Origin of the sequence: Acetobacter sp. P1H12_c (assembly GCF_018811975.1) — a bacterium.
GTDB classification, from domain to species: domain Bacteria; phylum Pseudomonadota; class Alphaproteobacteria; order Acetobacterales; family Acetobacteraceae; genus Acetobacter; species Acetobacter persici.
Genome location: NZ_JACRVR010000001.1, coordinates 366,987 through 392,440, shown reverse-complemented (window position 1 = coordinate 392,440; position 25,454 = coordinate 366,987). Strand labels below are relative to the sequence as shown.

At 61.0% G+C, this 25,454-nt stretch carries 28 protein-coding genes and 1 tRNA gene; 18 read left to right on the top strand and 11 right to left on the bottom strand.

The annotated features are described in order from the left end of the window. The first annotated feature begins 69 nt into the window (after positions 1 to 69). Together KP699_RS01850 and KP699_RS01845 are read left to right on the top strand one after the other, a co-directional pair. Positions 70 to 678, top strand: a complete 609-nt coding sequence (locus KP699_RS01850; RefSeq protein WP_086655992.1) for a YceI family protein — start codon at positions 70 to 72, stop codon at positions 676 to 678. Between the two features lie 257 nt (positions 679 to 935). Next, a tRNA-Asp gene (locus KP699_RS01845) sits at positions 936 to 1,012 on the top strand. A gap of 264 nt (positions 1,013 to 1,276) precedes the next feature. Here KP699_RS01845 and KP699_RS01840 read toward each other — a convergent pair. Together KP699_RS01840 and KP699_RS01835 are read right to left on the bottom strand one after the other, a co-directional pair. After that, a complete protein-coding gene (locus KP699_RS01840) occupies positions 1,277 to 1,804 on the bottom strand; it encodes a carboxymuconolactone decarboxylase family protein (RefSeq protein WP_077930562.1) in 528 nt (175 codons plus the stop codon). Positions 1,805 to 2,017: 213 nt separating this feature from the next. Next, the gene (locus KP699_RS01835; protein ID WP_077930563.1) at positions 2,018 to 2,560 is read right to left on the bottom strand and encodes a peroxiredoxin; all 543 of its coding nucleotides are present in this window, start codon (positions 2,558 to 2,560) and stop codon (positions 2,018 to 2,020) included. A gap of 208 nt (positions 2,561 to 2,768) precedes the next feature. On the opposite strand from KP699_RS01835, the gene KP699_RS01830 reads away from it, so the two are divergent. From KP699_RS01830 to KP699_RS01820, 3 genes are all read left to right on the top strand, one after another. Further along, a complete protein-coding gene (locus tag KP699_RS01830; RefSeq protein ID WP_077930564.1) occupies positions 2,769 to 3,710 on the top strand; it encodes a hydrogen peroxide-inducible genes activator in 942 nt (313 codons plus the stop codon). Positions 3,711 to 3,870: 160 nt separating this feature from the next. Continuing rightward, positions 3,871 to 3,996, top strand: coding sequence for a type B 50S ribosomal protein L36 (gene ykgO, locus KP699_RS01825; protein WP_003625637.1), 126 nt, complete (start codon positions 3,871 to 3,873; stop codon positions 3,994 to 3,996). A 3-nt stretch (positions 3,997 to 3,999) separates the two neighbouring features. Further along, a complete protein-coding gene (locus tag KP699_RS01820) occupies positions 4,000 to 4,896 on the top strand; it encodes a M48 family metallopeptidase (RefSeq protein ID WP_215761433.1) in 897 nt (298 codons plus the stop codon). 18 nt (positions 4,897 to 4,914) lie between these two features. Here the strand turns inward: KP699_RS01820 and KP699_RS01815 are convergent, their stop codons facing one another. Both KP699_RS01815 and KP699_RS01810 read right to left on the bottom strand, forming a co-directional pair. Further along, on the bottom strand, positions 4,915 to 5,844 hold the full coding sequence (locus tag KP699_RS01815) for a prephenate dehydrogenase/arogenate dehydrogenase family protein (RefSeq protein WP_086656033.1): 930 nt from the start codon (positions 5,842 to 5,844) through the stop codon (positions 4,915 to 4,917). 29 nt (positions 5,845 to 5,873) lie between these two features. Then, positions 5,874 to 6,929 (bottom strand): lysylphosphatidylglycerol synthase domain-containing protein, encoded by a 1,056-nt coding sequence (locus KP699_RS01810; protein WP_025826358.1) that lies wholly within the window; start codon positions 6,927 to 6,929, stop codon positions 5,874 to 5,876. Between the two features lie 213 nt (positions 6,930 to 7,142). On the opposite strand from KP699_RS01810, the gene hpnA reads away from it, so the two are divergent. The 10 genes from hpnA (at position 7,143) to KP699_RS01760 (ending at position 18,182) form a co-directional block, all read left to right on the top strand. Continuing rightward, positions 7,143 to 8,138, top strand: coding sequence for a hopanoid-associated sugar epimerase (gene hpnA, locus KP699_RS01805; protein ID WP_215761432.1), 996 nt, complete (start codon positions 7,143 to 7,145; stop codon positions 8,136 to 8,138). Between the two features lie 12 nt (positions 8,139 to 8,150). Beyond that, positions 8,151 to 9,413, top strand: a complete 1,263-nt coding sequence (locus KP699_RS01800) for a glycosyltransferase (RefSeq protein WP_215761515.1) — start codon at positions 8,151 to 8,153, stop codon at positions 9,411 to 9,413. Between the two features lie 99 nt (positions 9,414 to 9,512). Then, entirely contained in the window at positions 9,513 to 10,373 is an 861-nt protein-coding gene (hpnC, locus tag KP699_RS01795; protein WP_212358649.1) for a squalene synthase HpnC, read from the top strand. A 73-nt stretch (positions 10,374 to 10,446) separates the two neighbouring features. Further along, the gene (hpnD, locus tag KP699_RS01790) at positions 10,447 to 11,340 is read left to right on the top strand and encodes a presqualene diphosphate synthase HpnD (protein WP_215761431.1); all 894 of its coding nucleotides are present in this window, start codon (positions 10,447 to 10,449) and stop codon (positions 11,338 to 11,340) included. A gap of 20 nt (positions 11,341 to 11,360) precedes the next feature. Continuing rightward, entirely contained in the window at positions 11,361 to 12,656 is a 1,296-nt protein-coding gene (gene hpnE / locus KP699_RS01785) for a hydroxysqualene dehydroxylase HpnE (RefSeq protein ID WP_215761430.1), read from the top strand. A gap of 34 nt (positions 12,657 to 12,690) precedes the next feature. Beyond that, positions 12,691 to 14,691: a squalene--hopene cyclase gene (gene shc / locus KP699_RS01780; protein WP_215761429.1), complete on the top strand. Its 2,001-nt coding sequence runs from the start codon at positions 12,691 to 12,693 to the stop codon at positions 14,689 to 14,691. Between the two features lie 5 nt (positions 14,692 to 14,696). Next, positions 14,697 to 15,401, top strand: a complete 705-nt coding sequence (locus KP699_RS01775) for a hypothetical protein (RefSeq protein WP_025826362.1) — start codon at positions 14,697 to 14,699, stop codon at positions 15,399 to 15,401. A 234-nt stretch (positions 15,402 to 15,635) separates the two neighbouring features. Next, a complete protein-coding gene (locus KP699_RS01770; RefSeq protein WP_215761428.1) occupies positions 15,636 to 17,237 on the top strand; it encodes a flavin monoamine oxidase family protein in 1,602 nt (533 codons plus the stop codon). Further along, positions 17,237 to 17,671 carry a cytochrome c gene (locus tag KP699_RS01765; protein ID WP_212377170.1) on the top strand — a complete coding sequence of 145 codons (435 nt, stop codon included), beginning with the start codon at positions 17,237 to 17,239 and terminating at the stop codon, positions 17,669 to 17,671. Before KP699_RS01770 ends, KP699_RS01765 begins: the two co-directional genes overlap by 1 nt. Before the next feature lies 1 nt (position 17,672). Beyond that, positions 17,673 to 18,182 carry a RidA family protein gene (locus KP699_RS01760; RefSeq protein WP_077930573.1) on the top strand — a complete coding sequence of 170 codons (510 nt, stop codon included), beginning with the start codon at positions 17,673 to 17,675 and terminating at the stop codon, positions 18,180 to 18,182. Positions 18,183 to 18,252: 70 nt separating this feature from the next. Here the strand turns inward: KP699_RS01760 and KP699_RS01755 are convergent, their stop codons facing one another. The 7 genes from KP699_RS01755 to KP699_RS01725 all read right to left on the bottom strand — a co-directional run bounded on the left by KP699_RS01755 (position 18,253) and on the right by KP699_RS01725 (position 22,638). After that, a complete protein-coding gene (locus KP699_RS01755; protein WP_025826368.1) occupies positions 18,253 to 18,537 on the bottom strand; it encodes a hypothetical protein in 285 nt (94 codons plus the stop codon). Between the two features lie 16 nt (positions 18,538 to 18,553). After that, positions 18,554 to 20,080 carry an efflux transporter outer membrane subunit gene (locus KP699_RS01750; protein WP_179194602.1) on the bottom strand — a complete coding sequence of 509 codons (1,527 nt, stop codon included), beginning with the start codon at positions 20,078 to 20,080 and terminating at the stop codon, positions 18,554 to 18,556. A 7-nt stretch (positions 20,081 to 20,087) separates the two neighbouring features. Continuing rightward, complete coding sequence (locus tag KP699_RS01745; protein ID WP_025826370.1) at positions 20,088 to 20,999, bottom strand: HlyD family secretion protein; 912 nt, start codon at positions 20,997 to 20,999, stop codon at positions 20,088 to 20,090. A 28-nt stretch (positions 21,000 to 21,027) separates the two neighbouring features. After that, positions 21,028 to 21,222 (bottom strand): DUF1656 domain-containing protein, encoded by a 195-nt coding sequence (locus KP699_RS01740; RefSeq protein ID WP_025826372.1) that lies wholly within the window; start codon positions 21,220 to 21,222, stop codon positions 21,028 to 21,030. A gap of 25 nt (positions 21,223 to 21,247) precedes the next feature. Further along, positions 21,248 to 21,739, bottom strand: coding sequence for a MarR family winged helix-turn-helix transcriptional regulator (locus KP699_RS01735; protein WP_025826374.1), 492 nt, complete (start codon positions 21,737 to 21,739; stop codon positions 21,248 to 21,250). 132 nt (positions 21,740 to 21,871) lie between these two features. Further along, positions 21,872 to 22,297: a hypothetical protein gene (locus tag KP699_RS01730; protein ID WP_025826376.1), complete on the bottom strand. Its 426-nt coding sequence runs from the start codon at positions 22,295 to 22,297 to the stop codon at positions 21,872 to 21,874. Between the two features lie 38 nt (positions 22,298 to 22,335). Further along, complete coding sequence (locus KP699_RS01725) at positions 22,336 to 22,638, bottom strand: hypothetical protein (RefSeq protein WP_025826378.1); 303 nt, start codon at positions 22,636 to 22,638, stop codon at positions 22,336 to 22,338. A gap of 67 nt (positions 22,639 to 22,705) precedes the next feature. On the opposite strand from KP699_RS01725, the gene KP699_RS01720 reads away from it, so the two are divergent. The 3 genes from KP699_RS01720 to KP699_RS01710 are packed head-to-tail and all read left to right on the top strand — an operon-like array spanning position 22,706 to position 25,436. Further along, positions 22,706 to 23,827: an ABC transporter ATP-binding protein gene (locus tag KP699_RS01720; RefSeq protein WP_215761427.1), complete on the top strand. Its 1,122-nt coding sequence runs from the start codon at positions 22,706 to 22,708 to the stop codon at positions 23,825 to 23,827. 5 nt (positions 23,828 to 23,832) lie between these two features. Further along, entirely contained in the window at positions 23,833 to 24,969 is a 1,137-nt protein-coding gene (locus KP699_RS01715) for an extracellular solute-binding protein (protein ID WP_215761426.1), read from the top strand. After that, positions 24,966 to 25,436, top strand: a complete 471-nt coding sequence (locus KP699_RS01710) for a hypothetical protein (protein WP_215761425.1) — start codon at positions 24,966 to 24,968, stop codon at positions 25,434 to 25,436. The genes KP699_RS01715 and KP699_RS01710 overlap by 4 nt, the downstream gene beginning before the upstream one ends. Positions 25,437 to 25,454 lie beyond the last annotated feature (18 nt).

Here is a 25,454-nt window from a genome sequence, read left to right as displayed (position 1 = left end):
GCCCTCCCTCTGTCCGCGTTTCTGACCTGCCTTTTCACTCCTTCTTAAAGAAACAGGATCACCATACTCATGCGCACTCTGTCATTCGCTTCCGCTTTTTCCGCTCTGGGTCTTGTCGCTGCTCTGTCCACGGCTCAGGCCGCCACCGCCCCGCAGGATGTGCAGGCAGGCACCTATCAGGTTGAAACCTCCCACACGCAGGTCACATTCTCCCTGCTGCATTTCGGCTTTACCGAATATTCCGGCCTTTTTTCCGGGGCGACCGGCTCCCTCACCTACGACCCGGCACATCCGGCCGCTTCAAAACTGAACGTCTCCATCCCGGTTGCAAGTGTGCAGACCACCAGCGCGAAACTGACGGATGAACTGCACGGGGCTGACTGGTTTGACGCCGCCCGCTACCCGGCAGCCACGTTCGTGTCCACCAAAGTCGTCCCGACCAGCGCTGGCACAGCCGATGTGACGGGCAACTTCACCCTGCACGGCATTACAAAGCCCCTCACCCTGCACGTGCGTTACGTCGGTGCTGGTATCAACCCGATGGATAAAGCCTACACCGTTGGCTTTCAGGCGACCGGCACCCTGAAACGCAGCGCCTTTGGCGTAAAAACCTACGTGCCGATGGTGGGGGATGACGTCACCCTCTCCATCGCTGGCGCGTTTGAAAAACAGAACTGAGGCTCACCTCTCACCCCTCTGCGCCCGTGCAGACCGGAGGCTTCCAAAATGGAGGCCTCCACCCAATTCTCCTCCCTAAAAACATAAAGCCTCCAATATGTTATGGAGGATCAGCCTCTCCCACAGCGGGCAGAGACAGGGCCTGCAAAAAAAATTTCATAATGCGTTATTTTTTTCGCGATGCCCGGTTGTCAAAGCTGAAAACATCGCTATAAGACGCGACATACCGACGCACACCACGGGTGAGCGTCTGGATTGCGGGTGTAGCTCAGTTGGTTAGAGCGCCGGCCTGTCACGCCGGAGGTCGCGGGTTCGAGCCCCGTCACTCGCGCCACTTTCCTTTAAAAATTCGTTTTCAAGAAAGTGGCGCGTGTCCCTCACGCTCTTATTGCGACTTCCCCAAAACAAATCCGATGCGACGTTGGTTTTCTCACTCACGCGGAATCGTCACAGCGCTCTTGCCGAACCAGCCTAGCGCAGGCCGTTCCTGATTTTCCTTACAAAAAAATCCGGCCCCTGAGGGTTTGAACACCCCACAGAAGCCGGACCTGAAACGCCGCATTCAAGGCATGCGGCCAGCCTGATCTGGAGAAGGGCGTTAGTCGCCGAGCGCTTCCGCAGCTTCCAGCGTAACCGCCACAGCATGGACCGTGGAGGCAACACGCACCGCAGTCTGCACAGCTTCGGCTCCAAGGGCATCCCGCACAATCTTTTCATGGCTGGTCACGCACAGACCACAGCCATTGATTGCGGACACAGCGAGAGACCACAGCTCGAAATCTATTTTTTCCACACCGGGGCGACCAATAACGCTCATGCGCAGTTGCGCGGGCATTTTCTCATAGTCACCGCCCGCCATGTGCACAAAGCGGTAGTAGATATTGTTCATGCCCATAATGGCTGCGGCAGATTTGGCAGCACTGAGCGCTTCGGGCGTCAGCTTATCGGCAAATTCAGCAACAATCGCCTTCGTCACCGCATCATTGCGGGAGGCAATGGCGGACGCCACAAATGTTCCGGCAAGCTGCTGGGGTGTGAGGGTCACATCATTCGCAAGAGACCCGAGATTCAGCCTCAGATCCTTTGCATAATCGGGAATACGATCCTTCAGAGCATCGATCGACATCAGTTTATCCGTATGAAAAGGGGAGGAATGGCGCTCTTACGCGCCGCAGACGGGCTGAACCCGGTCTGGGAAGAGACCGTCTGACCCGGCGGGACAACCCCTTGGGACAGTCCCCTGAGACGCCCCTTGGGAGGCCACGTGAGACGCCACATGGGAAGCACCGCGGGACGCCCCCAGCGGAGCGCCCTTAGGGCCAGACGGAAGCCGTCAGGATCAGACTTTGATAAAGTCGTCGCCTTTTTTCCAGTTACAGGGGCACAGCTCATCGCTCTGCAGCCCGTCCAGAATACGCACGATTTCCTGCGGGTTACGGCCAACGGACAGATCGTTGACAGAGACGTGACGGATCACACCCTGCGGGTCCACAACAAAGGTCGCGCGCAGTGCAACGCCTGCCTCTTTGTGCATAACGCCCGTGCCTTCGGTCAGCTCGCGCTTGATGTCAGCCAGCATTGCAATCGGCAGATCTTTCAGATCGGCATTGTGCAGGCGCCAGTTGAGGTGCACGAATTCGCTGTCGATGGACACGCCGTACACAACGGCATCACGGTCAGCAAACTCTTTGGACAGTTTGCCGAATGCCACGATTTCCGTCGGGCAGACAAACGTGAAGTCTTTCGGCCAGAAGAAGACAATTTTCCACTTCCCAGCGTCGGACTTGTCAGAAATCTGGACGAAATCGCCCTTAAGGCCTTCGGGGCCACCGGGAACGGCGGTCAGATCAAAGCTCGGAAACTTATCGCCAACGGTCAGCATAAGCTTGCTCCTTCTTGGGTTGCTTAACAGCTCCGACGGCACACAATACCGTCGTCGGGCATTATCTATGGCGCGGCGCGTCCATTCATGCCAATGAATATTTTATATCAAAACAATCGGAATGATCGATTACCCCTGCAAGGGCGTTTCAAAAATAAGATCATCCCAGACATGCTTGAACAGCCCTTGAAAAGACCGAGGTTCCACCGTGCTTCCCCTCCCCTCCGCCCAGCAACTGCGCTACCTGATCGCACTGTCTGAACTGCGCCACTTCGGGCGGGCGGCAGCGGCCTGCGCGGTCACGCAATCCACCTTATCCGCAGGCATTATGGCGCTGGAACGCCAGCTCGACTCCCAGTTGCTGGACCGCACGGTTGGCAAAAAGGTTGTGTTCACACCGCTGGGGCATGAAATCGCCCTCAAGGGGCGGCAGGCTCTGGAAGCACTGGAAGCCGTCCCGCAGCTTGCTGTTGCCGCGCGCACCCCGCTGACCGGCCCCCTGCGGCTGGGGGTGATCCCGACCATCGGCCCGTTCCTGATAGAACCTCTGGTCAAAATCATCCGCACGCGCTTCCCGCAACTCACCCTGTCCATTGCGGAAGACACAACCGAGCATTTGCTGGAAAAACTGGGGATCGGGCGGCTGGATATGCTGGTTCTGGCCATGCCCTGCCTGTGTGACACAGCGGAGACCATGCCCCTCTGGCGTGACCCGTTTCACGTTATCATGCCCGAGGACCATCCTCTGGCGCGGCTGAACCATGTGCCGGTGGAACGGCTGGCGGACCAGCGCATGATTATGATGGAAGATGGCCACTGCCTGCGGGAGCAAACACTCGCGGTCTGCCGTCAGGGCCGGGAATGGCACGGCACCGAAGGGGAGAGCGACTCCACCTTCTCCGCCACATCCCTGCACACCATGGCGGAAATGGTCGGGCTGGGGCTTGGTATTGGTGTGATGCCGCTTCTGGCGCTGGAAGGCGGGATTCTGCGCGGACATCCGGTAATCAGCCGCCCGCTGTCCGGCGGCCCGGTGTGGCGGACCATCGGGCTGGGCTGGCGGCCCCGTTCCCCCCGCTCGGACGATTTCAGAACACTGGCCAGCGCCTTTTCCAGTCTGGCGCCCCACCCGGCACCGCTTCAGGACTGACGGAGTATTTGAACAGACACATGAGTTTGCTGTAAAATCGCACCGGAACAAAACAATTTGTGGCCCTTTTCCGTGGAAAACATTGACTCGTACTGGCGGGGCCGGTATGTGCCGACACACCTTATTTCAATTCTTGAGCATCGGCGGAGAAAAGCGGGCCATGAAAATCAGAAACAGCCTGAAATCAGCCAAGGTGCGCGATAAAGATTGCCGTGTCGTACGGCGTCGCGGCCGGGTTTATGTCATCAACAAGAAGAACCCGCGCATGAAGGCTCGTCAGGGCTGATTTATGCAGGGTCCGGCCTTTCCCGGCTGGCTTCTGGCGCATGATATGCGTGCAACCCGCTTTTCCGGTTTTCGGAGAAGCGGGTTTTTGCGTTCTGGCGCTCTGATCACTCTCAGCCTGCTGACAAGCCTCTCCCCCGCCGGACTGGTCCGCGCACAGACTCAGCATACCCTCCCCGGACAGGCAGGGCATCCGCACGGCAAAGCGCCGTCTGCGCCACACGCTGCCCAGACCGCACCGGCTCAGACTACAACACCGTCGCCTCCCGCTACTTCCCCGACGCTCAGGACGCCACCTTCGCCAGACTCTCCCGCTGTGCGCCCCAAGACATCTGAGGGCTCAGCGGCTGGCGGCCCGGCCACCTCTGCACCATCCGGGACAAAAGCCCCCTCCGCCACGCCCCATAAAAAACTGACACGCCCGCAGCAGATTGCAGCCCTTGCCGACCAGTTGGCTCAGGCAAAAACGCCAGAAGACGCGCAGGCTCTGGAAGACCGTCTGGAAGCATTACGCGCCGCCGGACTATCCCCCACCACGCAGCTCCTGCTGCGCCGGGCGCAGAAAGATAGTCAGGCGGACAAACCGGATGCGGCCGTGGACGATCTGAGCGATGCACTGGCGCTCCAGCCAGACAGCGCCATTCTATGGCGCACACGCGCTCAGACACGCCTTGCCGCAGGCGATTTCAACGCCGCCGTGACCGATCTGGGAGAAGCCCTGCAACGCGACGGACGGGACGCCAAAAGCTGGGGCTTACTTTCTACTGTGGAAGAGCAGCGGAAAGACGGCCCGGCAGCGCTCAAAGCCTGGCAGAAGGTGCTGGAGCTCAACCCGATGGCGGATAAAAATCACAAGCGTCTGGACGCCCTGCACATCAAAGCGTTCGGGCAACCCACGTAAGGCGGCCCGCAAACACGCTTACGCCTGCCGGTTTTCAATCAGGCTTTTACGGATTGCGCGGCCCCGCTGGATACGGTCCACAATATAGTTTTCATCGCCCCAGCGGATCGCGCGCGCCATAGCCTGTGCGTCTTCCATAAAGCGCGCCAGCATTTCCAGCAGCGCCTCACGGTTGGACAGAAACACATCCCGCCACATGATAGGGTCTGAGGCGGCAATACGGGTAAAATCCCGGAAGCCGGATGCAGCAAAATCCAGCACTTCAGACCGTGTTTCGTCCGCCAGATCATCTGCCGTGCCGCAGATGGTAAAGGCCAGAAGATGCGGCAGATGGCTGACAATTGCGCAAACACGGTCATGGTGCGCAGGCGTCATTTCCCGCAGACGGGCCCCGCAGCGCTCCCACAAGGTGCGCACAGCGCTCAACGCTTCAGGCGGCGTTCCGTCCAGAGGCGTCAGCAGGCACCAACGGTCTTCAAACAGGGTCGCAAACCCGGCATCCGGCCCGGAATATTCCGTGCCCGCCATAGGGTGCGCGGGCACATAGGCCACATCCGGGCGCAGGAACGGGCAGATGGACTCAATAACAGATACTTTGGTTGAGCCAACTTCCGTCAGCACAGCGCCGGGCCGCATGGCAGGCAGCACCTGTGCCGCCACCGGGCCCATGGCCCCCACCGGCACACAGAGCATGACGCAATCCGCCAGAGCCGCGGCCTCGGCCGCATCCGCCATCACACGGTCTGCAATCCCCAGCTCTTCCACCCGTGCCCGCACCTCTGGTGAGACATCGACGGCAATCAGGGTCCGGGCCAGCGTGCCCTTCTGCTGCGCCCGCCGAAGCACCGAAGAGCCGATCAGCCCCGGCCCAACCACAACGAGCGTCTCAAACACCGGGGTTACAGCCTCCGCTGCCGCCCGGGCCTCCGGGCCTGAAGAGTCAGACACAGAAGCCTCAGAAAGAGTTGAAGACACGCTCAGGAATCCTTCACCACAGTCGGAACGGGGCCATAGCTGACATCGGCCGGGGCTTTGATCACCGGCTTACGCAGGCCACGCATTTCCATGATCTGCCACAGCAGCAGGACCGGAATACCAATGGCCAGCTCCCGCCCGCGCCGCAACAGGGACAGGCCCAGAGAAACGGACGAATCAATCCCGAACGCATGGCCCAGCGCCATATAGGCCCCTTCCTGCACGCCCAGACTGCCCGGCACCAGAAAGCCCAGAGACATGACGGCACAGGTGACCCCTTCAATCGCCACGGCATTGGGCAGGGTGAGGGTGGCGCCCAGCATGTTGGCTGTCATCCACAACATGGCGGCACTCCCCAGCCAGCCCAGCAGATGATAGCAGGCGGACAGGCAGATCCGGCCGGGGCGGCTCCAGATGGCTTCCATCCGCTCCTGCAGACTGTCCGCGCCGTTCAGCATGCTGTCATGCCACTGGGAGGCCAGACTACGGGTAAACATAGTGCCAAATTTGCGGAAAATGCTGCCGCCGTGCTGCTGCGTCCAGATGAACCCGGCCGTCCCGGCCATCAGAAACACCGCACCGATACTCACCGGCACGACAAACGGGCTGGACCGCTGATGCGCTACCAGAAAAGCGACCGCCAGCAGCACAAAGGCAACCTGCCCCATGACTTCCGTCGTGATATCCACCAGATTGGCGCTGGCGGCTTCCGGCCAGTCAATCTGGCGGGACTCCCGGCCATGCAGCCCGTGGCCTGAGCACGTCGCGCGGATACCAATCACAATGCCACCAAGCTGGGAGAACGGCAGGCAGGTGGCCGCGGCATCACGCACCATCCGCGCGCCCAGAAGGCGGAGATAGCCGATTTCCGGCAGAGCCGCGTGCCAGGCCAGCCCCAGCACGCCATTTACGACAAGCTGGCAGCATACCATGAGGAGGAAGCCGCCCAGACCAATACGCATGACAGCATGCACCACGGAGCCAGCACCGCTCCACGCAACCGCCGCCGTAATGGCAACCAGACCCAGTAAAGTCAGAAAAATCGTAAGCTTCTTCAAGGCCTAAGCTCTACCTGCCCGAGATGCCCCCCTGGGCCTCCCTGCTCCCTGGCGTAGAACACCTGACCAGAGGGGCTGAATTCATGAGTGATCCGACCACTTACACCAGCCCGGGGTCTGGCGCCACCTTGGGGGGCAGGATAAAGAAACAAACCAGCCGTTCGGGTTTCACACCCTTCTGTTTCTTATACCCTTTATGGGAGCGCACTTTATATGACCGCCCATACGCTCGTCACCGGCGCGACAGGTTTTGTCGGGTCTGCCGTTGCCCGCACGCTGCTTGAACGCGGGCACACGCTGAGACTCATGATGCGCGAGGGCAGTGACCGGCGCAATATTGCGGATATTCCGGCAGAACTGGTGGAGGGTGACCTCTCCCGACCCGATACCTTTGCCCGTGCGGTGGAAGGCTGCCGTTACGTGTTCCATGTCGCGGCGGACTACCGGCTGTGGGTACCGGACCCTGCCCCGATGATGACCGCCAACGTGGAAGGCACGCGGCTGCTGATGCTGGCCGCCCAGAAGGCCGGGGTGGAACGGATTGTTTACTGCTCCTCCGTCGCGGCCCTCGGCCTGATTGGTGATGGCACCGAGTCTGATGAAGCGACTCCGGTGCATGAACACGGGGTGATCGGCATTTACAAACGCTCCAAATACCGGGCCGAGCAGGAAGTGCTGCAACTGGTAAAGGAGCAGGGGCTGCCCGCCGTCATTGTTAATCCGTCCACGCCGGTGGGCCCGCGGGATATCAAGCCCACCCCCACAGGGCAGATGATTCTGGACTGCGCCGCTGGCCGCATGCCCGCTTACGTGGATACCGGCGTGAATATCGTGCATGTGGATGATGTGGCGGAAGGCCACGCGCTGGCGCTGGAACGCGGCACCATTGGGGAGAAATATATTCTGGGCGGGGAAAACTTCCTGCTGCGGGACCTGTTCGCCATGGTCTCGGAAATTGCCCATGTGCCCCCGCCGCGCATCAGCCTGCCGCAGGAGGTTATCTGGCCGGTGGCGGTCGCTTCCGAGTGGCTGTCCCGCTCCTTTGGCTTTTCCCCCCGCGTCACGCGGGAGATGCTGGCCATGTCCCGCAAGAAGATGTTCTTCTCCTCGGACAAGGCGATCCGGGATCTGGGCTACAGCCCCCGCCCCGCCCGACAGGCCGTTGAGGACGCCATCACGTGGTTCCGTAACAACGGTATGCTGAAATAAGGGGGCGGGATGATGCTGTTTGGTCTGGCTGTTCTCTCAGCACTCATCTGGTTTGGCCTTATTTTTTTCCACGGGTGGTTCTGGCAGGCAGGCCCCATCCTTCGCCCGGAGCCCCTTGGCACAAGCCCGGCAGACATTATGCCGGATGTAACGGTTGTGATCCCCGCGCGGGATGAAGCCGAGTCCATTGAGGTCGCTCTCTCCTCCCTGCTCACGCAGGACTATGCCGGTCGCCTCTCCCTTATTCTGGTGAATGACCGGAGTGAGGATGGCACAGACGCTCTGGCCCGCGCCCTGCCCGACCCCAAGGGCCGCCTGACAGTGCTGGACGGCGCGGACCCGGAACCGGGCTGGAGCGGTAAACTCTGGGCTGTGGCTCAGGGTGTGACAGAAGCCCGCCGCCAGCAGGATGCCAACAGCGGCTATATTCTGCTCACCGATGCCGATATCGTGCATGCGCCCGAACATATTTCCACGCTGGTTGCCAAGGCACAGACCGACAGGCTCCATATGGTGTCTGAAATGGTGGAGCTTCAGTGTGAAAGTCTGGCGGAGCGCGCGCTGGTGCCCGCTTTCGTCTTCTTCTTTGCGCTGCTTTACCCCTTCGCGCAGGTGAACAACCCCAAAAGCCGCACGGCCGGAGCGGCTGGCGGCACTATTCTGATCCGGCGGGACATGCTGGCGGAAATCGGCTGGATTGACGCCCTCAAAGGCGCGCTGATTGATGACTGCACACTGGCAACCTGCGTCAAACAGGCCGGAGGCCGCCTCTATCTGGGCCATTCCTGTCTGGCCCGCTCCATCCGCCCCTACCCCCACGCCGCTGATGTCTGGCGGATGATTGCGCGCACAGCCTTTGTGCAACTGCGCTATTCCCCGCTGTTTCTGGTGCTGACGGTGCTGGCCATGGGCGTCGTCTGGATTGCGCCGGGGCTGATTGCGGCCTTTGGGCACGGGCTGACGCGGTGGATCGGGCTCGGGACTTGGCTGGTCTCAACAGGGTCTTTTGTGCCCACGCTCCGGCGCTTCCGCCTCTCTCCCCTCTGGGCCCTGACGCTGCCTTTCGTCGCGATTTTCTATACGGCGGCCACGATCGGTTCCGCCGTCAATCACTATCGGGGCCGGGGTGTTGTCTGGAAAAACCGGGCCTATACGGAGGCCATCCCCAATGATGGCCGCGCCACACCCGCTGCCACTTCCGCCACCACATCCCCCCCTGCAGCCACAGCGCCCGAACAGGCCCAGACGGCGCAGGTTCCGGGTGGCCGGGGTTAGGGCCTGCCCCATGCCCGGACCTGTGGGGAGTAGGCACACCGGAAGAGAGCGTGTAAAGCTCCCGCCTATGCTTCTTTCTTTCTCATTGCAGAGCCTGACATGACTGATACCGCCTCCGTCTGGGGAAGAGACGATGTGTCTTCCGGCAAAGGTGCGTCTGACGAGAATTTTCCCGTCGGCTCCCTGCTGCTCAGCAAGGCTCTGCGCCCGCATGTGCATGCCTATTACGACTATGCGCGCGTTATTGATGATATCGCGGACTGTGAGACGCTGAGCGCGGACGAGAAGATTGGCCGCCTGAACGCCATGGAAGAGGTTCTTCTGGGTACGCGTGACCCGATCCCCCGCGCAGACGCCATGAGTGCGGCCCGGCTGCGGGCCTCTCTGCTCAAAACAGGTGTGCCGTTTGAAACCGCGACCGACCTGCTGATTGCCTTCAGGGATGATTCCCGTGGCACGCCCTGCACCTCATGGGCCGATCTGCTGCACTATTGCCGCTATTCCGCCAACCCGGTCGGGCGGTTTCTGCTGCATCTGCACGGGGAAGTACCGCAGACCTTTGCCGCATCGGATGCCCTGTGCACGTCCCTCCAGATTCTCAACCATCTGCAGGACTGCCAGAAAGACCTCCAGCGCCTGCACCGCTGCTACATGCCGGAAGACCTGATGGCGCAGGCAGGGGCCACGCAGGATGATCTGCTGGCCGGACGCGCCTCCCCCAACGTGCGCCGGGTGTTCAACACCCTGCTGGACGGGGTGGATGCGCTGAACCGGGAAGCCGCCACCCTGCCCGGACTGGTGCGGGACCGGCGCTTCCGTATGGAATGTGCCGCCATTGTCAGTCTGGCGCACCGGCTGACACGCCGGCTGCGGCGGGAAGACCCTCTGGCAGGCCGCGTGGCGCTGAAGCGCCCGGATCTCATGTATGCAGCCGGTGCGGCTCTGCGGGCATGGTCCTGAGCTTTCAGAAAGTCCGCAGGTCTGCAAAAAGAGCCGGATATGACGATTTCATGAACAAACAGGTGAAAAGCGCGTGACAGCTCAAGACATCCAGACGCATGACGAGCCAACCCCCCTCGGGTGTGACCCCGCGGATCTGGCTTGGGTGGAAAGCACGGTAAAGCAGGCCGGGACGTCCTTTGCCGCTGGCATGCGTATCCTGCCGCCCATGCGCCGCTATGGCATGTATGCCATCTACGCCTTCTGCCGCGTGGTGGATGACATTGCGGATGGGTATGAACCCATGCCTGAGCGCAAAGCCGCACTGGATGCCTGGCATCAGCGTATTGCCGGCCTGTATGATCACGGCACGACGCAGGACCCGCTGGACCGCGTTTTGCTGGCCGCCATCCATTTCTTCGCCCTGCGGCAGGAAGACTTTCACGCCATTATTGATGGCATGATGATGGATGCGGAAAACACCATTGTCGCCCCGGATGAAAAAACGCTGGACCTGTATTGTGACCGCGTGGCCTCCGCCGTGGGCCGCCTGTCCGTGCGCATTTTCGGGGACAGCACGGAAGAGGCTGACAAGGTGGCCTACCATCTGGGCCGCGCCCTGCAACTGACCAACATCCTGCGGGATATTGCGGAAGACGCGGCCCGTGGCCGCCTTTACCTGCCGGGGGACCTGCTGGACCGCTTCCATGTGCCGCATGACCCCATCAAGGCGCTTTCCGCCCCCGGCCTGCAGGGTGTGGCCGGTATCCTGTCCGTGCGGGCGCTGGACCATTTCCGCAAAGCGTTTATCGCCATGCAGGCCTGCCGCCCCAAAGCCATGTTCCCGGCACGGATTATGGGCGCAAGCTATGAGGGCGTTCTGATTGCCCTGCGCAAGCGCGGCTGGTCCGCCGCCGCTCTGCATGACCGCCCGAAGACGTCAGCCCTGACCAAGGTGTACTGGCTGACGCGCTCCTACCTCCCCTGATCCTGAAAGAGACCGACGGCATGGCAGCATCTGTGCACATTATTGGCGGCGGCGTGGCTGGACTGGCCGCCGCTGTGGAAGTGGCCGGTTCCGGCCGCCGCGTTATTGTGCATGAAGCAGGCCGCGCCTGTGGCGGCCGTGCCCGGTCTTATGAGGACAAACAGCTTGGATGCCGCATTGATAACGGCAACCATCTGCTGCTGTCCGCCAACAAAACCGTCTTCCGCTATCTGGCCATGACGGGCGGGACCGATACCCTGACCGGCCCCGGCATCCCCATTTTCCCGTTTGTGGATCTGGCCGAAGGTGCCCGCTGGACGCTGGACCTCTCCCGCGGGCGCATGCCCTGGTGGGTTTTCCAGCCGCACCGGCGCGTGCCGGATATGCGGGTGGTGGAACTCCGCAGCCTGCAAAAACTGATGCAGGCCAGGGAGGATGAAAAGGTTGCCGACTGCCTGCTGCCCGGCGCACTCAGCCGCCGCCTGCTGGAACCATTCGCCATTTCCGCCCTCAATACATCCTGTGAAACCGGCAGCGCCGCGCTGCTGGGTGCGGTGGTGAAAGAGTCCCTCTCCCTTGGCGGCAAGGCCTGCGTGCCGTGGTTCCCGAAGGACGGGCTTTCTGAAACACTGGTAGACCCGGCACTGGCGCATCTGGCCATCCTGCATGCAGAAGTCCGCACCCAGAGCCGCATCAGCGCGCTGGAAGTCAGCCGTGGCCGTGTGACCGGCCTGCACAGTCCGGAAGGTCTTATCCCACTCACGGAAGAAGACACGCTGATTCTGGCCGTTCCGGCTCCCGTGGCGGAAGGCCTGCTGGCCCCTCACCTGCCGGGTTTTCAGGCCCCCAACGCGTTTGAAAGTATTCTGAACCTGCATTTCCGTATGGACACCACGCCGCGTGCCCTGGGGTCCTTCGCCAGAGCGGGCTTTATGGGGCTGGTTGGCAGTATTGCGGAATGGGTGTTCCTGCGGGGCGATATTCTCTCCGTCACGGTCAGTGCGGCCAACCGCTTTGCGGAGCAGGACCCGGATGATCTGGCCCGCACCATCTGGCATGATGTGCGCCGCGCGTGTGACCCTGTGCTGAAAGACCCTCTGCCCGCCACACCACCGCACCAGCGCGTCGTGTGGGAAAAACGCGCAACATTTGCCGCCACCCCGGAACAGAACCGCCTGCGCCCCGGCCCGGCCACGCCGCTGATCAACCTCGCTCTGGCCGGGGACTGGACGGCAACCGGACTCCCCGCCACACTTGAAGGCGCCATGAGATCAGGCGTGAAGGCCGTGCACACGCTCGGCCTGCGCCGTTCTTAAAAAAACAAGACGCCAGTAAAAAGGAACATCCCGTATGGCCGCTGATGGCAGCGCACGCCCCAAGCCCCCGCTCTCCGGGGAAGATCTGGCCGGGAAGGATCTGACCAGTGATGATCTGGAGCGTGTGGTCAGACAGGCTCATGCCGCCTTAGGGCAGCACCAGCAGGCTGACGGGCACTGGGTGTATGAACTGGAAGCGGATGCCAGCATCCCGGCGGAATATGTCCTTCTGGAACATTATCTGGACCGGATTGATGAGGCACTGGAGCAGAAAATTGCCGTCTATCTGCGCCGGACGCAAAGTACCGAGCATGGTGGCTGGGCGCTGTACCATAACGGTGGGTTCAATCTCTCCTCCTCCGTCAAAGCCTATTTCGCGCTGAAAACGACCGGGGAGGATATTAACGCCCCGCACATGCGCCGCGCGCGGGAAGCCATTCTGGACCACGGCGGGGCCGAACGGAGCAATGTGTTCACCCGCATCCAGCTTGCCCTGTTCGGGGATGTACCCTGGCGGGCCACGCCGGTCATGCCTGCTGAGCTGATGCTGCTGCCGCGCAAGGCGTTTTTCTCCGTCTGGAACATGTCCTACTGGTCCCGCTCGGTGATTGCGCCGCTGCTGGTGCTTGCGGCTCTGCGCCCCATTGCCGTCAATCCGCGCCAGATCCACATCCGGGAACTGTTCGTCACCGCCCCGGAGCGCGTCACGGACTGGATTCGTGGCCCGTATCACTCCGTCTGGGGCCGGGTCTTCAAAGGGCTGGACAGCGTTCTGCGCCCTGCGGTGCGCCTTATTCCCTCCGCCACGCATGAAAAAGCCCTCAAGGCCGCCATTGACTTCATTGAACCCCGCCTGAACGGCAAGGATGGGCTGGGGGCAATTTACCCGGCCATGGCCAATGTGGTCATGATGTACCGTGCCCTCGGCGTGCCGGATACGGACCCGCGCGCCGTAACCGCATGGGAGGCTGTGCAGGGCCTTCTGGTCCATAAAGAGGGCGAGGCGTATTGCCAGCCCTGCGTCTCCCCCATCTGGGACACTGGGCTTTCCGGCCACGCCCTGCTGGAAGCTGCCTCCGGCCCCAGCGGCATTGCCCCGCAGGAAACACTGGAAAGCCTGCGCAAAGCCAGCATATGGCTGCGCGAGAAGCAGATTCTGGACGTCAAAGGCGACTGGGCCATCAATAATCCGGATCTGGCCCCCGGTGGCTGGGCCTTCCAGTACGGGAATGACTATTACCCGGACGTGGATGATACCGCCGTGGTGGGCATGCTGCTGCACCGTGAGGGTGACCCGGCCAGTGCGGACGCCATCGCGCGGGCCCGCCAGTGGATTCTCGGCATGCAGAGCCGCGACGGGGGGTGGGGCGCCTTCGATATCGATAATAACAAAGAGCTGCTGAACCACATTCCGTTCTCGGACCACGGAGCCCTTCTGGACCCGCCAACAGCCGATGTTACGGCGCGGTGCATTTCCTTTCTGGCCCAGCTTGGCCATGTGGAAGACCGCCCGGTGATTGAGCGCGCCCTGACATACCTGCGTCAGGAGCAGGAAGCCGACGGCTCATGGTTTGGCCGCTGGGGCACCAACTATATTTACGGCACTTGGTCCGCGTTGTGTGCGCTTAACGCAGCAGGTGTCTCGCATGATGATGATGCTGTGGTGAAGGCCGTGGAATGGCTCCGCGCCGTCCAGCGCCCGGACGGGGGCTGGGGGGAAGGCTGTGAGTCTTATGAAGGCGGCAGCCACGGCACCTACCGGGAAAGTCTGCCCTCCCAGACCGCATGGGCGCTGCTTGGCCTGATGGCCGCTGGCCGAAGGGATGATCCGGCGGTAACACGCGGCATCCACTGGCTCGCCGCGCAGCAGGATGCCAGTGGGGAATGGCAGGAAGACCCGTATAACGCTGTCGGCTTCCCCAAAGTCTTTTACCTCCGCTACCACGGGTACAGGCAGTTTTTCCCGCTGATGGCGCTGGCCCGTTACCGCAATCTGGAAAGCAGCAACACACGCCGCGTTGCTTTTGGGTTCTGAAAACCATGACACGTTCCACACAGGTTGCCCCCGGCCGCCCCGGTATTCTTGTTGGCCTGAAGGCCGAATCCAGACTGATCCGGCAGGTCTTCCCGCATGCCGCCATTGCCGCCAGCGGGGCCACGCGCACCGGCGCGCAGCGCGAGGCTGCAAGACTGGCCGCCTGCGGGGCAGACTGCCTCCTCTCCTTCGGGCTGGCCGCCGGACTGGACCCGGCCTTCCCGCCCGGCACCCTGATTGTGCCGGAGCGTGTGATGGCATGGGGCACCCCCTATGTGTGTGACCCGACACTGCGGCACATTCTTGGCGCGGGTCAGCCGGATGTGCAGGGGAAATCGCTTCTGCACAGTGACACGGTTGTTCTGGATGCAGCTGAAAAAGCGCGCCTGTTTGCCGCAAGCCAGTGCACGGCTCTGGATATGGAAAGCGGTTTTCTGGCCCGCGCTGCGGAAGAGGCCGGGCTGCCATTTGCCGTGCTGCGCGTGGTGTGTGACCCGGCTGGCCGGTCTCTGCCGCCTGTTGCCGGCACGGTTCTCTCACCCGATGGCGGGCTGAATATCCGGGCTCTGCTGGGTTCCCTTCTGCGGCATCCGGGGCAGATTTCCGGCCTGATCGGCCTTGGCAAAGATGCCGGACGCGCCCGCACCGCCATGCTGACTTTTCTGGAGCAGCAGCGCACCCGCCCCGCTTTTGCACGGTTTGCAAACTAAAAGCATATCCAAGCTTTTTCTCTAATTCACGCCCCTGATGCCGGCCCGCATCAGGGGTGTTTTTTTACGCGCTCTCTTTGCCTCTCAGATGTTGTCATATCGTAATATATGCCCTAGCATTACGAAATGAGAACAATCTGATCCTGTCATGATTGTTCTCTGTCACATGCTGGGTCACATGCTGGTTCTGCCATGCGGACTGATTGTTTTTTGAGATCATCTCGGGATTACCTGATGCCACACGCTCATCCGCCCACCGCACCGACGCGCCGGCAACTTCTGACCCGCATCGGCACTCTGGCTGGCAGCGCCGCGCTGTATCAGGCCATGACGACTTTTGGTCACGCCATGGGGACAGACTTCCGTGGGCCGCCTCAACTTGCAGGAGCCAAACGCGGCACGCGTGTGCTGGTGCTCGGCTCCGGTCTGTCCGGCATGCTTTCCGCTTACGAACTGCGGAAAGCTGGCTACAACGTCCAGATTCTGGAATTTCAGAGCCGCAGCGGCGGCCGTAACATCAGCCTGCGCGGCGGAGATACCATCAAGGAACTTGGGGGGGCCACGCAACAGGTTGGCTTCGCCCCCGGCAACTATATCAACCCCGGCCCATGGCGTATCCCGTACCATCATCAGGGCCTGCTGCATTATTGCCGGGAATTTGGTGTGCAGCTCGAACCCTTTATCGAGCTGAACCACAATAGCTGGCTCCATTCCAGCGGCAGCTTTGGTGGCAAGGCCGTGCGGTATCGGGAACTGGCCTCGGACTTTAACGGCTTTACGGCGGAACTGCTGGCCAAGGCGATTGATCAGCACAAGCTGGATGATGTTGTCTCGGACGATGAACGCGCCCATATCCGTCAGGCCATGAAATCCTGGGGGGCCCTGAACAAGGACATGGCCTACACCAAAGGCAATACCAGCTCCCTGCGCCGCGGTTTTGAAAAACCGCAGGGCGGTGGTGTGGATGGTGCCCCCGTCCCGTCAGCCCTCTTTGCCCGTAAGGATGTCATGCAGTCCGGCCTTTGGAACTGGATGGCCTTTCATGAACGTCTGGACATGCAGACCACCATGTTCCAGCCCGTCGGCGGGATGGACCAGATCGGCAAGGGCTTCACCCTGCAGGTAAAAGACCTCATCACGCTGAACTGCAAGGTCTCCTCCATCCATCAGGATGATCACGGCGTAACTGTCACCTACACAGACACCGCTCACGGCAACGCCGTGCGGCAGGCTCAGGCGGATTACTGCGTCTGCACAATTCCGCTTTCAGTCCTCTCTCAGCTGGATGTGCAGGTTACGGACAGCATGAAGGCGGCCATTGCCGCAGTGCCCTATGCCTCCTCCGTCAAGATGGGCATGGAGTTCAAACGCCGGTTCTGGGAGGAAGATGACCAGATTTACGGCGGTATCAGCTTTACCGATCAGCAGATCAGCCAGATTTCCTACCCCAGCCACGGCATTTTCTCAAAAGGTCCGGCTGTCCTGCTAGGCGGTTACATGTTCGGCCCCGCCGCGTATGACTTTGCTGGCATGACGCCGGAACAGCGGATTCAGCGCGCACTGGATCAGGGCACCGCCATTCATCCTCAGTATCGCAAGGAATTTTCAAACGGTATCAGCATGGCCTGGAGCCGCGTGCCCTGGACGCTCGGCTGCTGCTCCATGTGGACGGAAGAAGCCCGGAAAACCCATTACAAAACACTCTGTGCCGTGGATAACCGCCTCGTGCTGGCCGGAGAACACGCCTCTTACGTCGGCTGCTGGCAGGAAGGCGCCATTCTGTCTGCTCTGGATGCAGTCACCCGTCTGCACAAACGCGCGCTGGGAGCTGCCTGATGCGTTACTTTCCGCTTATCTCCTCCCTCTGCCTCACCGCTGGCCTGCTTGCTGGTGCTCTGGCCCCCGGTGCCGCCCATGCGGACAGCGCCAGCGCCGTTGCCGGTAAAATGCAGCCCCTGCCGGATGGCGAGGCCATTTACCGGCACATCTGCCAGAGCTGCCACATGCCGGACGGCAAAGGCGCCGTAGGAGCCGGGGCACAGTTCCCGGCTCTGGCGGGCAACCCCAAGCTGAAAAGTGCGCAATATCCCGCCTATGTCGTGCTGAACGGCTTTGGCGGCATGCCCTGGTTTGCAGGCCTGCTGGATGATCAGCAGGTTGCCAACGTGGTCAATTACGTTCGCACCCATTTTGGAAACCATTATACTGACGCCCTGAAACCGGAAGACGTTTCCGAAATGCGTCCCCATCTGTCAGTAGAGGAAGAATAACGTGCGTCTCTTCAAAGCTCTTATCCCCGCCACGGCCCTTGCCACTCTGGCTGCCCTGCCCGCTCTGGCGCAGGCTGAAGGCGGAATTGTCCGCCACGGGGATGGCAAATTCCCCATCTCAACAGCGGTAGAAGTGCCCGCCGGGGCCACTACCATTTACCTCAGCGGCATGGGCGCGCCGGTGCAGGACAAAACCGCACCACCCAAAAGCCTTGAAGCCTACGGGGATACACAGGCTCAGACGCTTGCCTCCCTCCAGCGCATTGAAGGTGAGCTGAAAAAACTGAATCTGACAATGAGCGACGTCGTGCAGATGCACATCTATATGGTGGCCGACCCCCGCACAAAGCAGCTCGACTTTGCAGGCATGATGAAAGCCTACACCCAGTATTTTGGTACGGAAAAGCAGCCCAACCTGCCGGTACGCTCCGCTTTTGCGGTCGCTCAGCTCGCCAATCCCGGCTGGCTGATTGAAATTGAAGTCACGGCCGTTCGTCTGCCGAAGAAGTAAGTCTTTCACCCCCTCTCATACACACAGGTGAGAGGGGATTTTCTTCAGGGCAGAGAGTGTTGTCGTCGCGTTATTTACCGTCTGTGCGCTGAAGTTCTCCATCAGCATCATCAGGTAAAAAGAAGTCTTCCGGGTCTTCCGGCACAGGCAGGCTGAGCAGGAAAAACCCTGCCGCCACCGTAATCGCACCCGTTGCCACCGGCAGCCAGCGCAAGGCTGTGACCAGTGCGGTATCCTGCGTGCTGCCATGCACGACAAGTGCCCAGCCACTCACACACAGCAACGCAAACCCACCAACAAAACAGCCCACAATCCAGAGCAGCCGACGCACGTAAGGGGACGAAGACGCACTCATGGTGTGACCTTTCAGATCATTGCTTGAAAGCCCGCGCTAACACGTTTTGCGTTTCGAGGGAAACAGGCAGGGTCGAATTGGTCAGCGCCACGCCTTTCCAGCCCGCGCCAAGCGCTGTGTAGAGGTTCACAGCGTCCCGCAGCCGCTCAAGCCGGGCCATGGCTTCCATGTTCTGCGCATTCAGGGTTGTGCGCTCGGTTGTCAGCACTTCCAGAAACCCGACAAGACCTGCACCATACAGCTTACGGGCTCTTTCACTGGCCGTGGCACTGTCCTCAGCCGCTTTGTGTAACTGTTCGGCATATTCAATATCGTCATGCCAGGCGGCCATGGCGTCTTCAACTTCCTTGAAGCCATTCAGCACGGACTGTCGGTACGTCAGGCGCGCGGCTTCCGCCGAGGCCTGGGCCGCCCGGACTTCAGACGTCATTTTACCACCATGCATCAGCGGCAGGCTGGCCATCATCAGGAACTGCCAGCTCATGGCGTTGACCTGAAACAGCTGATACATGGCCGACGCATTCGGGTTAAAGGTCAGCGGAATGACAAAGTGCGGGTACAGGTTTGCCACCGCCACACCAATCTGCGCCGTGGCCAGAGCATATTGGCGCTCCGCCATCCGGATGTCCGGGCGGTTGGCAATCACAACAGACGGCATGGTGGCCGGAAATTCCGGCACCGTCGGCAGAGGCCGCGGCACCTTCAATTCATCTTCCAGAGACCCCGGCATCTGCCCCAGCAGCACGGCAATGGCGTGCGTCACTTGAGAGACACGGGTTTTCAGCGGCTCACGCGCTGCAATCTGCGTATCCAGTTCCGCCTGAGCCTGCGCAATCTGCAAGGTGTTGCCCACACCTTCCAGATACAGCTTGTTGGTCAGATCCACCGCGCGCTTTGCAACGCCAATATTGTCCGTGGCAATTTTGATCTGCAACTGCGTCACGCGCAGCAGCATGTAATCCGACGCCAGTTCGGACAGCATTGTCATCAGCAGCGCACGGCGGCCTTCAATGGAGGCTTCCACTGCACGCTCATGCGCTTCCACATCCCGCCGGATCCGTCCGAACACGTCCACTTCCCACGTCGCCATCGCGCCATAGGTCAGCATAGAGGCTTCCGGCCGGTTCTGCGGGTTACCGGGGCGGATCGGCCAGTTATCAATATTCAGGGAATAACGCACATCCCCGCCCCCAATATTGGCATCCATCTGCGGATACCATTGTGAGGCGGAACGGTCCCGGATAGCGCGCTCGGCCAGAATCCGCTGCCCGGCAATCTGGAGATCATAGTTCCCCTTGATCGCCTGCTCGACCAGACTGGTCAGCACCGGGTCCTTGAACGCGGCCCACCACTCGGTCATTTCCTTGTTGGTGCGGTCAATTTCTTCCTGAGTAGCAGGGTGCTCTTCCGCTGCTTCCTTGAACTGGGCCGGCACCTTCATGTGTTCAGGCTGATAGTTCGGCCCGACAGTGCAGGCCGAAAGCATCAGGGAGGACGCCATGAAAAGGCCGAGGCGACGATGAACCTTCATCTTCTGTTCCATGTCGCTCTCAGAGGTGGTCTTGCAGCCAGGTGGTCATTTTACCCCGGCGGCCACGCGGCTCCGGCCCGACGCTGACGGTCGCCGTCATGCCTGCGGCGAGGGTCACGCTATCCGGCACATGGTCCAGATGGATACGCACCGGAATACGCTGGGCCAGACGCACCCAGGTAAAGATCGGGTTCACATCCTGAAGACCAAGCTTGTCCGGCGTGCCGTTGGTATCATTAATACCGCGGGCAATGCTCACTACATGGCCGGTCAGGATCGGCTTGTAGCCCATCAGCTTGACGCGGGCTTCATCCCCCACATGCACGCCCCACATCTTGGTTTCTTCAAAATAGCCGTAAACCCAGTAGGAATCCGCATCAATCACGGCCAGACGCGCCTGCCCGGAGGAGGCATAATCCCCCACCCGCAGGTTGAGGTTGGTCACGTAGCCATTCACCGGAGAATACAGCACGGAACGCTGGAGGTTCAGCTTTGCCACGTCCAGCGCGGCGCGGGCTGCATCCACCGCGGCAATCTGCGTCGCCACATTAGAGTTGAAGACTTCCTGCTCTTCCGCCGAGACAATGCCACCCAGCCCCATACGGCGGCGGGCATCGTTACGTTTGAGCTTCAGGTCTTCCAGCGCGCCATCCAGCCGGGCCTGAGCCTCACGGATCGCAAGACGGAACCGCACCGGGTCCAGCACAAACAGCGGGTCACCCTTATGGACAAACTGGTTATCCACCACGGGGATCTGCACCACCGTGCCCGAGACTTCAGGAGCCACATCCACAACATACACGCGCACACGGCCATCACGGGTCCATGGGGCGATCATGTAGACGTTCCAGAGGGTCACCCCTAGCACAATGGCCAGAGAGACAACCGCCAGGGTCAGAATAACTCGTATCAGGGTGCGCAGAAGGGGCATTGCGGAGACTCAAAAGCCTTTTTGGGGGTCAGACGTACAAAATGAGCAGGCAGAGGATACAGACGTAGAGCGAAACTTCGAACAGCGCGATGTGCCAGAACCAGCCCAGCAGGCCGCTCCACCACAGCACAAAGCGCACACACATGGTAAGGGGCAGCGCCGCCAGTGCGTAGACGACGATTGGCGCCATGAAGACGCCAAAGAGATTGAATTCCGTCAGCATGACGCCATTCTCGTAATCACTCTCATCATGCCCGTGCCCGCTCCGGGCCTGCCAGATCTTTCTGACCGGACGCGGCCTGTTCTACCCGGTCGAGAATCCCGCAGCACTCTTCCAGTTCCTGCGGGGTAACATATTCGGTCAGGCGTGTTGCCACATCATCCGCCGCATGGCTGACAAGTGCGGCAACTTTCCGGCCTTCTTCCGTAATACTGACCAGTTTGGAGCGACGGTCTTCCTCATCAATTTCCCGGACAATAAAGCCGCGCTTCTCCAGCACATCCAGCAGCCGCACAAGAGACGGTGCTTCCAGTGAGAGAGAACGCGCGAGATCTGTCTGTCTGACAGGTTCACCGGCAAAATTGAGATAATAAATGGGGCGCCATGTTGCGTCCGTCAGGCTGAACCGGCGCAGATCGGCATCAATCTCGCGCCGCCAGATGGCCGCAAGGCGAGCCAGCCGGTGCCCGAAGGACCGGCGGGTTTCGATACTCTTGTCAGGATAACGCGGAGGTTCCATTACGTGCCCATACTAGCAAGCATGCAAACTGTTCGCACACTCACAAAATCACAGGGCAATCATTCCCAGAAAAAATCCGCCCCTGCCAATGCAAAATTGGAATGGAACCTATGGGCAAAGGCGGATAGAGGCTTAGTTCTTCTTGCGGCGCACCACATCCCACACTTTGCGGGTGCCGCTGCGGCCCAGAGAACCCGCCACAGTGGCCGTGACTGCCGCCAGAGTGACAGATTCCCGCATCTGCGTGGCGCAGCGGTTACGGGCAATCCGGGCTTCCACTTCCGCAGTCGTCAGGTAAGAGCGGCGGCCAAAGAGGACGCAGATCAGGGCAAAGATCACATCCAGCGCAAACACGCCGAATGCGGCCGTCACCGGCCCCCAGTGGAAGGTAAACAGGAACAGGGCCCACAGGAGTCCATGCCCGGAAATCAGGGCGAAAAACCCGAATACCGCAGCGGCAACAAGAAATGCCGCCTGTTTCCCCAGCCGAATGGCCATCTGCTGCATAAGGTGGGACTGAGCGTGCAGGGCGGACCTGCCAAGTTCAAAAATACGCATGGACTCCGGGACTACCTTCGTTCAGATCACGTGAGGCTTCAGCGTGACATCCGGCCGAGGACAAAGCCCACCACGCCGGAAATGGCAATGGACACCCATGACGACTGCACACGCGTCTGCTTGGAAATATCTTTGCGCGCATGATTGGCCAGTTCGCGCGCATTGGCAACCGCTTCTTCAGTCAAATCACTGGCTTTGCCGCCAGCATTCGTCAGGGCAGGCACCACATGCTTGGTGATCAGCCGTTCCAGATGCGCCTTTACGGCTTCAATCTCATCACGGGCTGTCTCAGCAGCAGATTCACCGGCAGCCTTTACATCCTTGAGTTTATCAGAAGACATGGAACACCCTATTCGCGTTGGATTTATTGACAACACTCTTCTAACTGATCGCTAAGGATATGGTTGCATGCATACGGCGCATGGCTCGCACCCGCCGCTAGAACTTCACAATCTCGCTTTTCTGCCGCCGCTCCCCGGACTGAGCCTGCATGTGGCGAAAGGGGAGTGTGTGGCGCTGCTGGGAATCGGCACCGGGCATGAGGACCTCACCCGCCTGACAGATGTTCTGGCTGGCCACATGCCCAGCTATGGCGGCCAGATCCGCGTGGGAGGGGAAGACGTCACGCACCGGCCAACGGGCCAGCGTCGGCTGGCCACGCTCGGGGCGCACGCGCCGCTTTTCCCGCACCTTACGCTGGCGGAGAATATTCTGTTCCCACTCCGGGCTGCCGGGCAGGTGTCCGCGGCGGAGTGTGAGCGCCGCACGCTGGAAACTCTCTCCCTCGTCGGGCTGGACGGGCGGAGCTCCCTTAAAGCCGCCCGCCTGACGCCCGAGCAGGCCGTGCGCGGCCAGCTGGCCCGTGCCCTTGTCATGCGGCCAGAGTGTCTGGTGCTCAACGCCCCCTTCAGCACGCTTGACCACACCGCCACAACCCGCATGCTGGCGCTGCTGGAAAAACTGCAACGCGCCATCGGGCTGAGCCTGCTGCTGCTCACCCGGGACCGGACAGAGGCGCTGATGGCCGGGGACCGTATTGGTATTCTGGAAAACGGTATCCTGCTTCAGCTTGCAACACCGCCGGATCTGCTCAGCCGCCCGGAGCATGAACAGGTGGCCATTGCCTTTGGGGAGGCCAACGTCCTGACCGGCAAGGTTCTCTACGCTGAAGATGATATGGCCGAACTCCGCCTGCCCACGGGTGAGACCGTGGAGGCCATGGCCGCACCGGGGCTGGCGGAACAGGACCTCGCCAATATCTGCATCTCTCCGGACCGGCTCTCCGTCATGTTCCCGCGTCAGGCACCCACCCAGCCTGAAGAGCAGGATATGCTGCTGTGCACTCTGGTCTCCGCCCGGCATGTGGGCACGGCCATTCATATGCGTTTCCGTATGCGTGATGGCGGGGAACTCATTGCCCATCGCCCGCCCGTGCATACCCTGCGGGACCTGGAACCGGGGCGCGTAGCACTGCTCGCCTGGCAAACAGCAAACGCCACTGCCTTTCCGATGGACCAGAAAACAGGCTAGACGTATTGTTAGACCGTTGCAGCAACCGCGTGAGGCTACCCCTGTTCCTTTTTTCGTTCCGTGACGCACCCTCTCAGACGCCCCTCCGCTCCCCCGCGCAGCGTCCCTCCGCCCTGTCGGCTCTGGTCCGGCGCGGGCTGACGGCGCTTGTCCTCGGCAGTCTGGTGCTCCCTGCTTTTTCGCAGGCTGAGGCGCGTACGGTACGCCGGCTTCATCGGGCTGTGGTGCAGCCGGTTCGTATTCTGACATTCGGGGGCGCCATTACCGCCACGCAGCAAAAAGTGCTGTTCACACCTTATGCCCAGCTTATCAGGCAACCTCTGGCTCCGGCCTCATGGGATGGAGAAATCGAGTCTCTTCGCAAACAGGAGGCCGATGCGCCCCACCGCTGGGCAGCGGTGATGATGGAAACCAGCTCCCTGCAAATCAGTTGTTCGATGGGCCTTCTGGTGCGGGACCCGGCAGACCCTTCCCCCAACGGATGTGGCCAGTCTTCCGCCTCCATCGATTTTGCCATGGCGTGGGACCGCTCCCGCTTTGATACCCCGCCAGACTGGTCGGACTTCTGGGATGTTGCCCGGCACCCCGGCCGCCGCAGTCTGCGCCGTGACCCGCGCACCACGCTGGAAATCGCCCTGCTGGCAGACGGTGTCTCGCCTGATGCCCTCTACCGCGTTCTGAACACGCAGGACGGCGTAGACCGCGCGTTCCGCAAGCTCGACCAGCTCCGCCCTTACATCGTCTGGTGGTCCACCCCGGAAGAGGCTGCGCGGATTCTCAAAAGCGGTGGCGCTCTGATGGGGAGTGTGCCCACAGGGGAAATTCTCAGTGCCCCGCAGGCCGAGCGTGACCGCTTTGGCCTCTACTGGCCCCAGCGCCTTCAGGTGAACTACGCGTGGGGCGTGCCAAAAACCTCAGCGCAGGAAAACACGGCGCTCGCCCTCACGGCTTGGCTGGAACACCCAACCCAGAAGCAGGCCTTCGCCAATGCGTGGCCATCTCTGCCTTCTCTGGCGGAAATCAATTCCGGCTCTCTGGATAACCGCCGCCTGCTGCCCCCCATTGCGGTGAATGACACCTTCTGGAGCGCGCATCTCCCCACCTTGTCCGCCCGCTTTACGCACTGGGCTGAAGACCGGTGACTCTTCCGCCGTCCAGCATGCTTCCGTTTCTGATCACACACTCCCTGTTCATGGCCCTCACCGGGCTCTGCCTCGCAGCCCTTGTGCTTACGGCAACCCTCGCAACACGGCAGGGAGCAAGGCTTTACACGCTACTCCTGCTGGTTCTGCTCCCGGCAACCGGCCTTGCCCTCGCGCTGCCTTTTCTGCTGCACTCCAGCACCCCAACCCTGCTCCTTTCTTTTTTTCAGGGCGTTCTGATCGGCCCGGCTCTTTCTCTGGTGCCGCTTGGTCACCTCAAAGACGCTCCGCCCACATGGCGCCGCACAGCGCAGGAACTGGGAGCCACGCCGTTCCTCCGCCTGCGTCTGCTCTGGCTGCCTCTTCTGGGCCGTTCACTGGCGGGCAGCCTGTGTCTGGCTTTTGCCCTGAGCGTGCTTGGCACATTGGGAATTAATCTGGGAATTCATAAAGCCCCTCTTTCCTGAGGCATCCTGCCAGTTTAT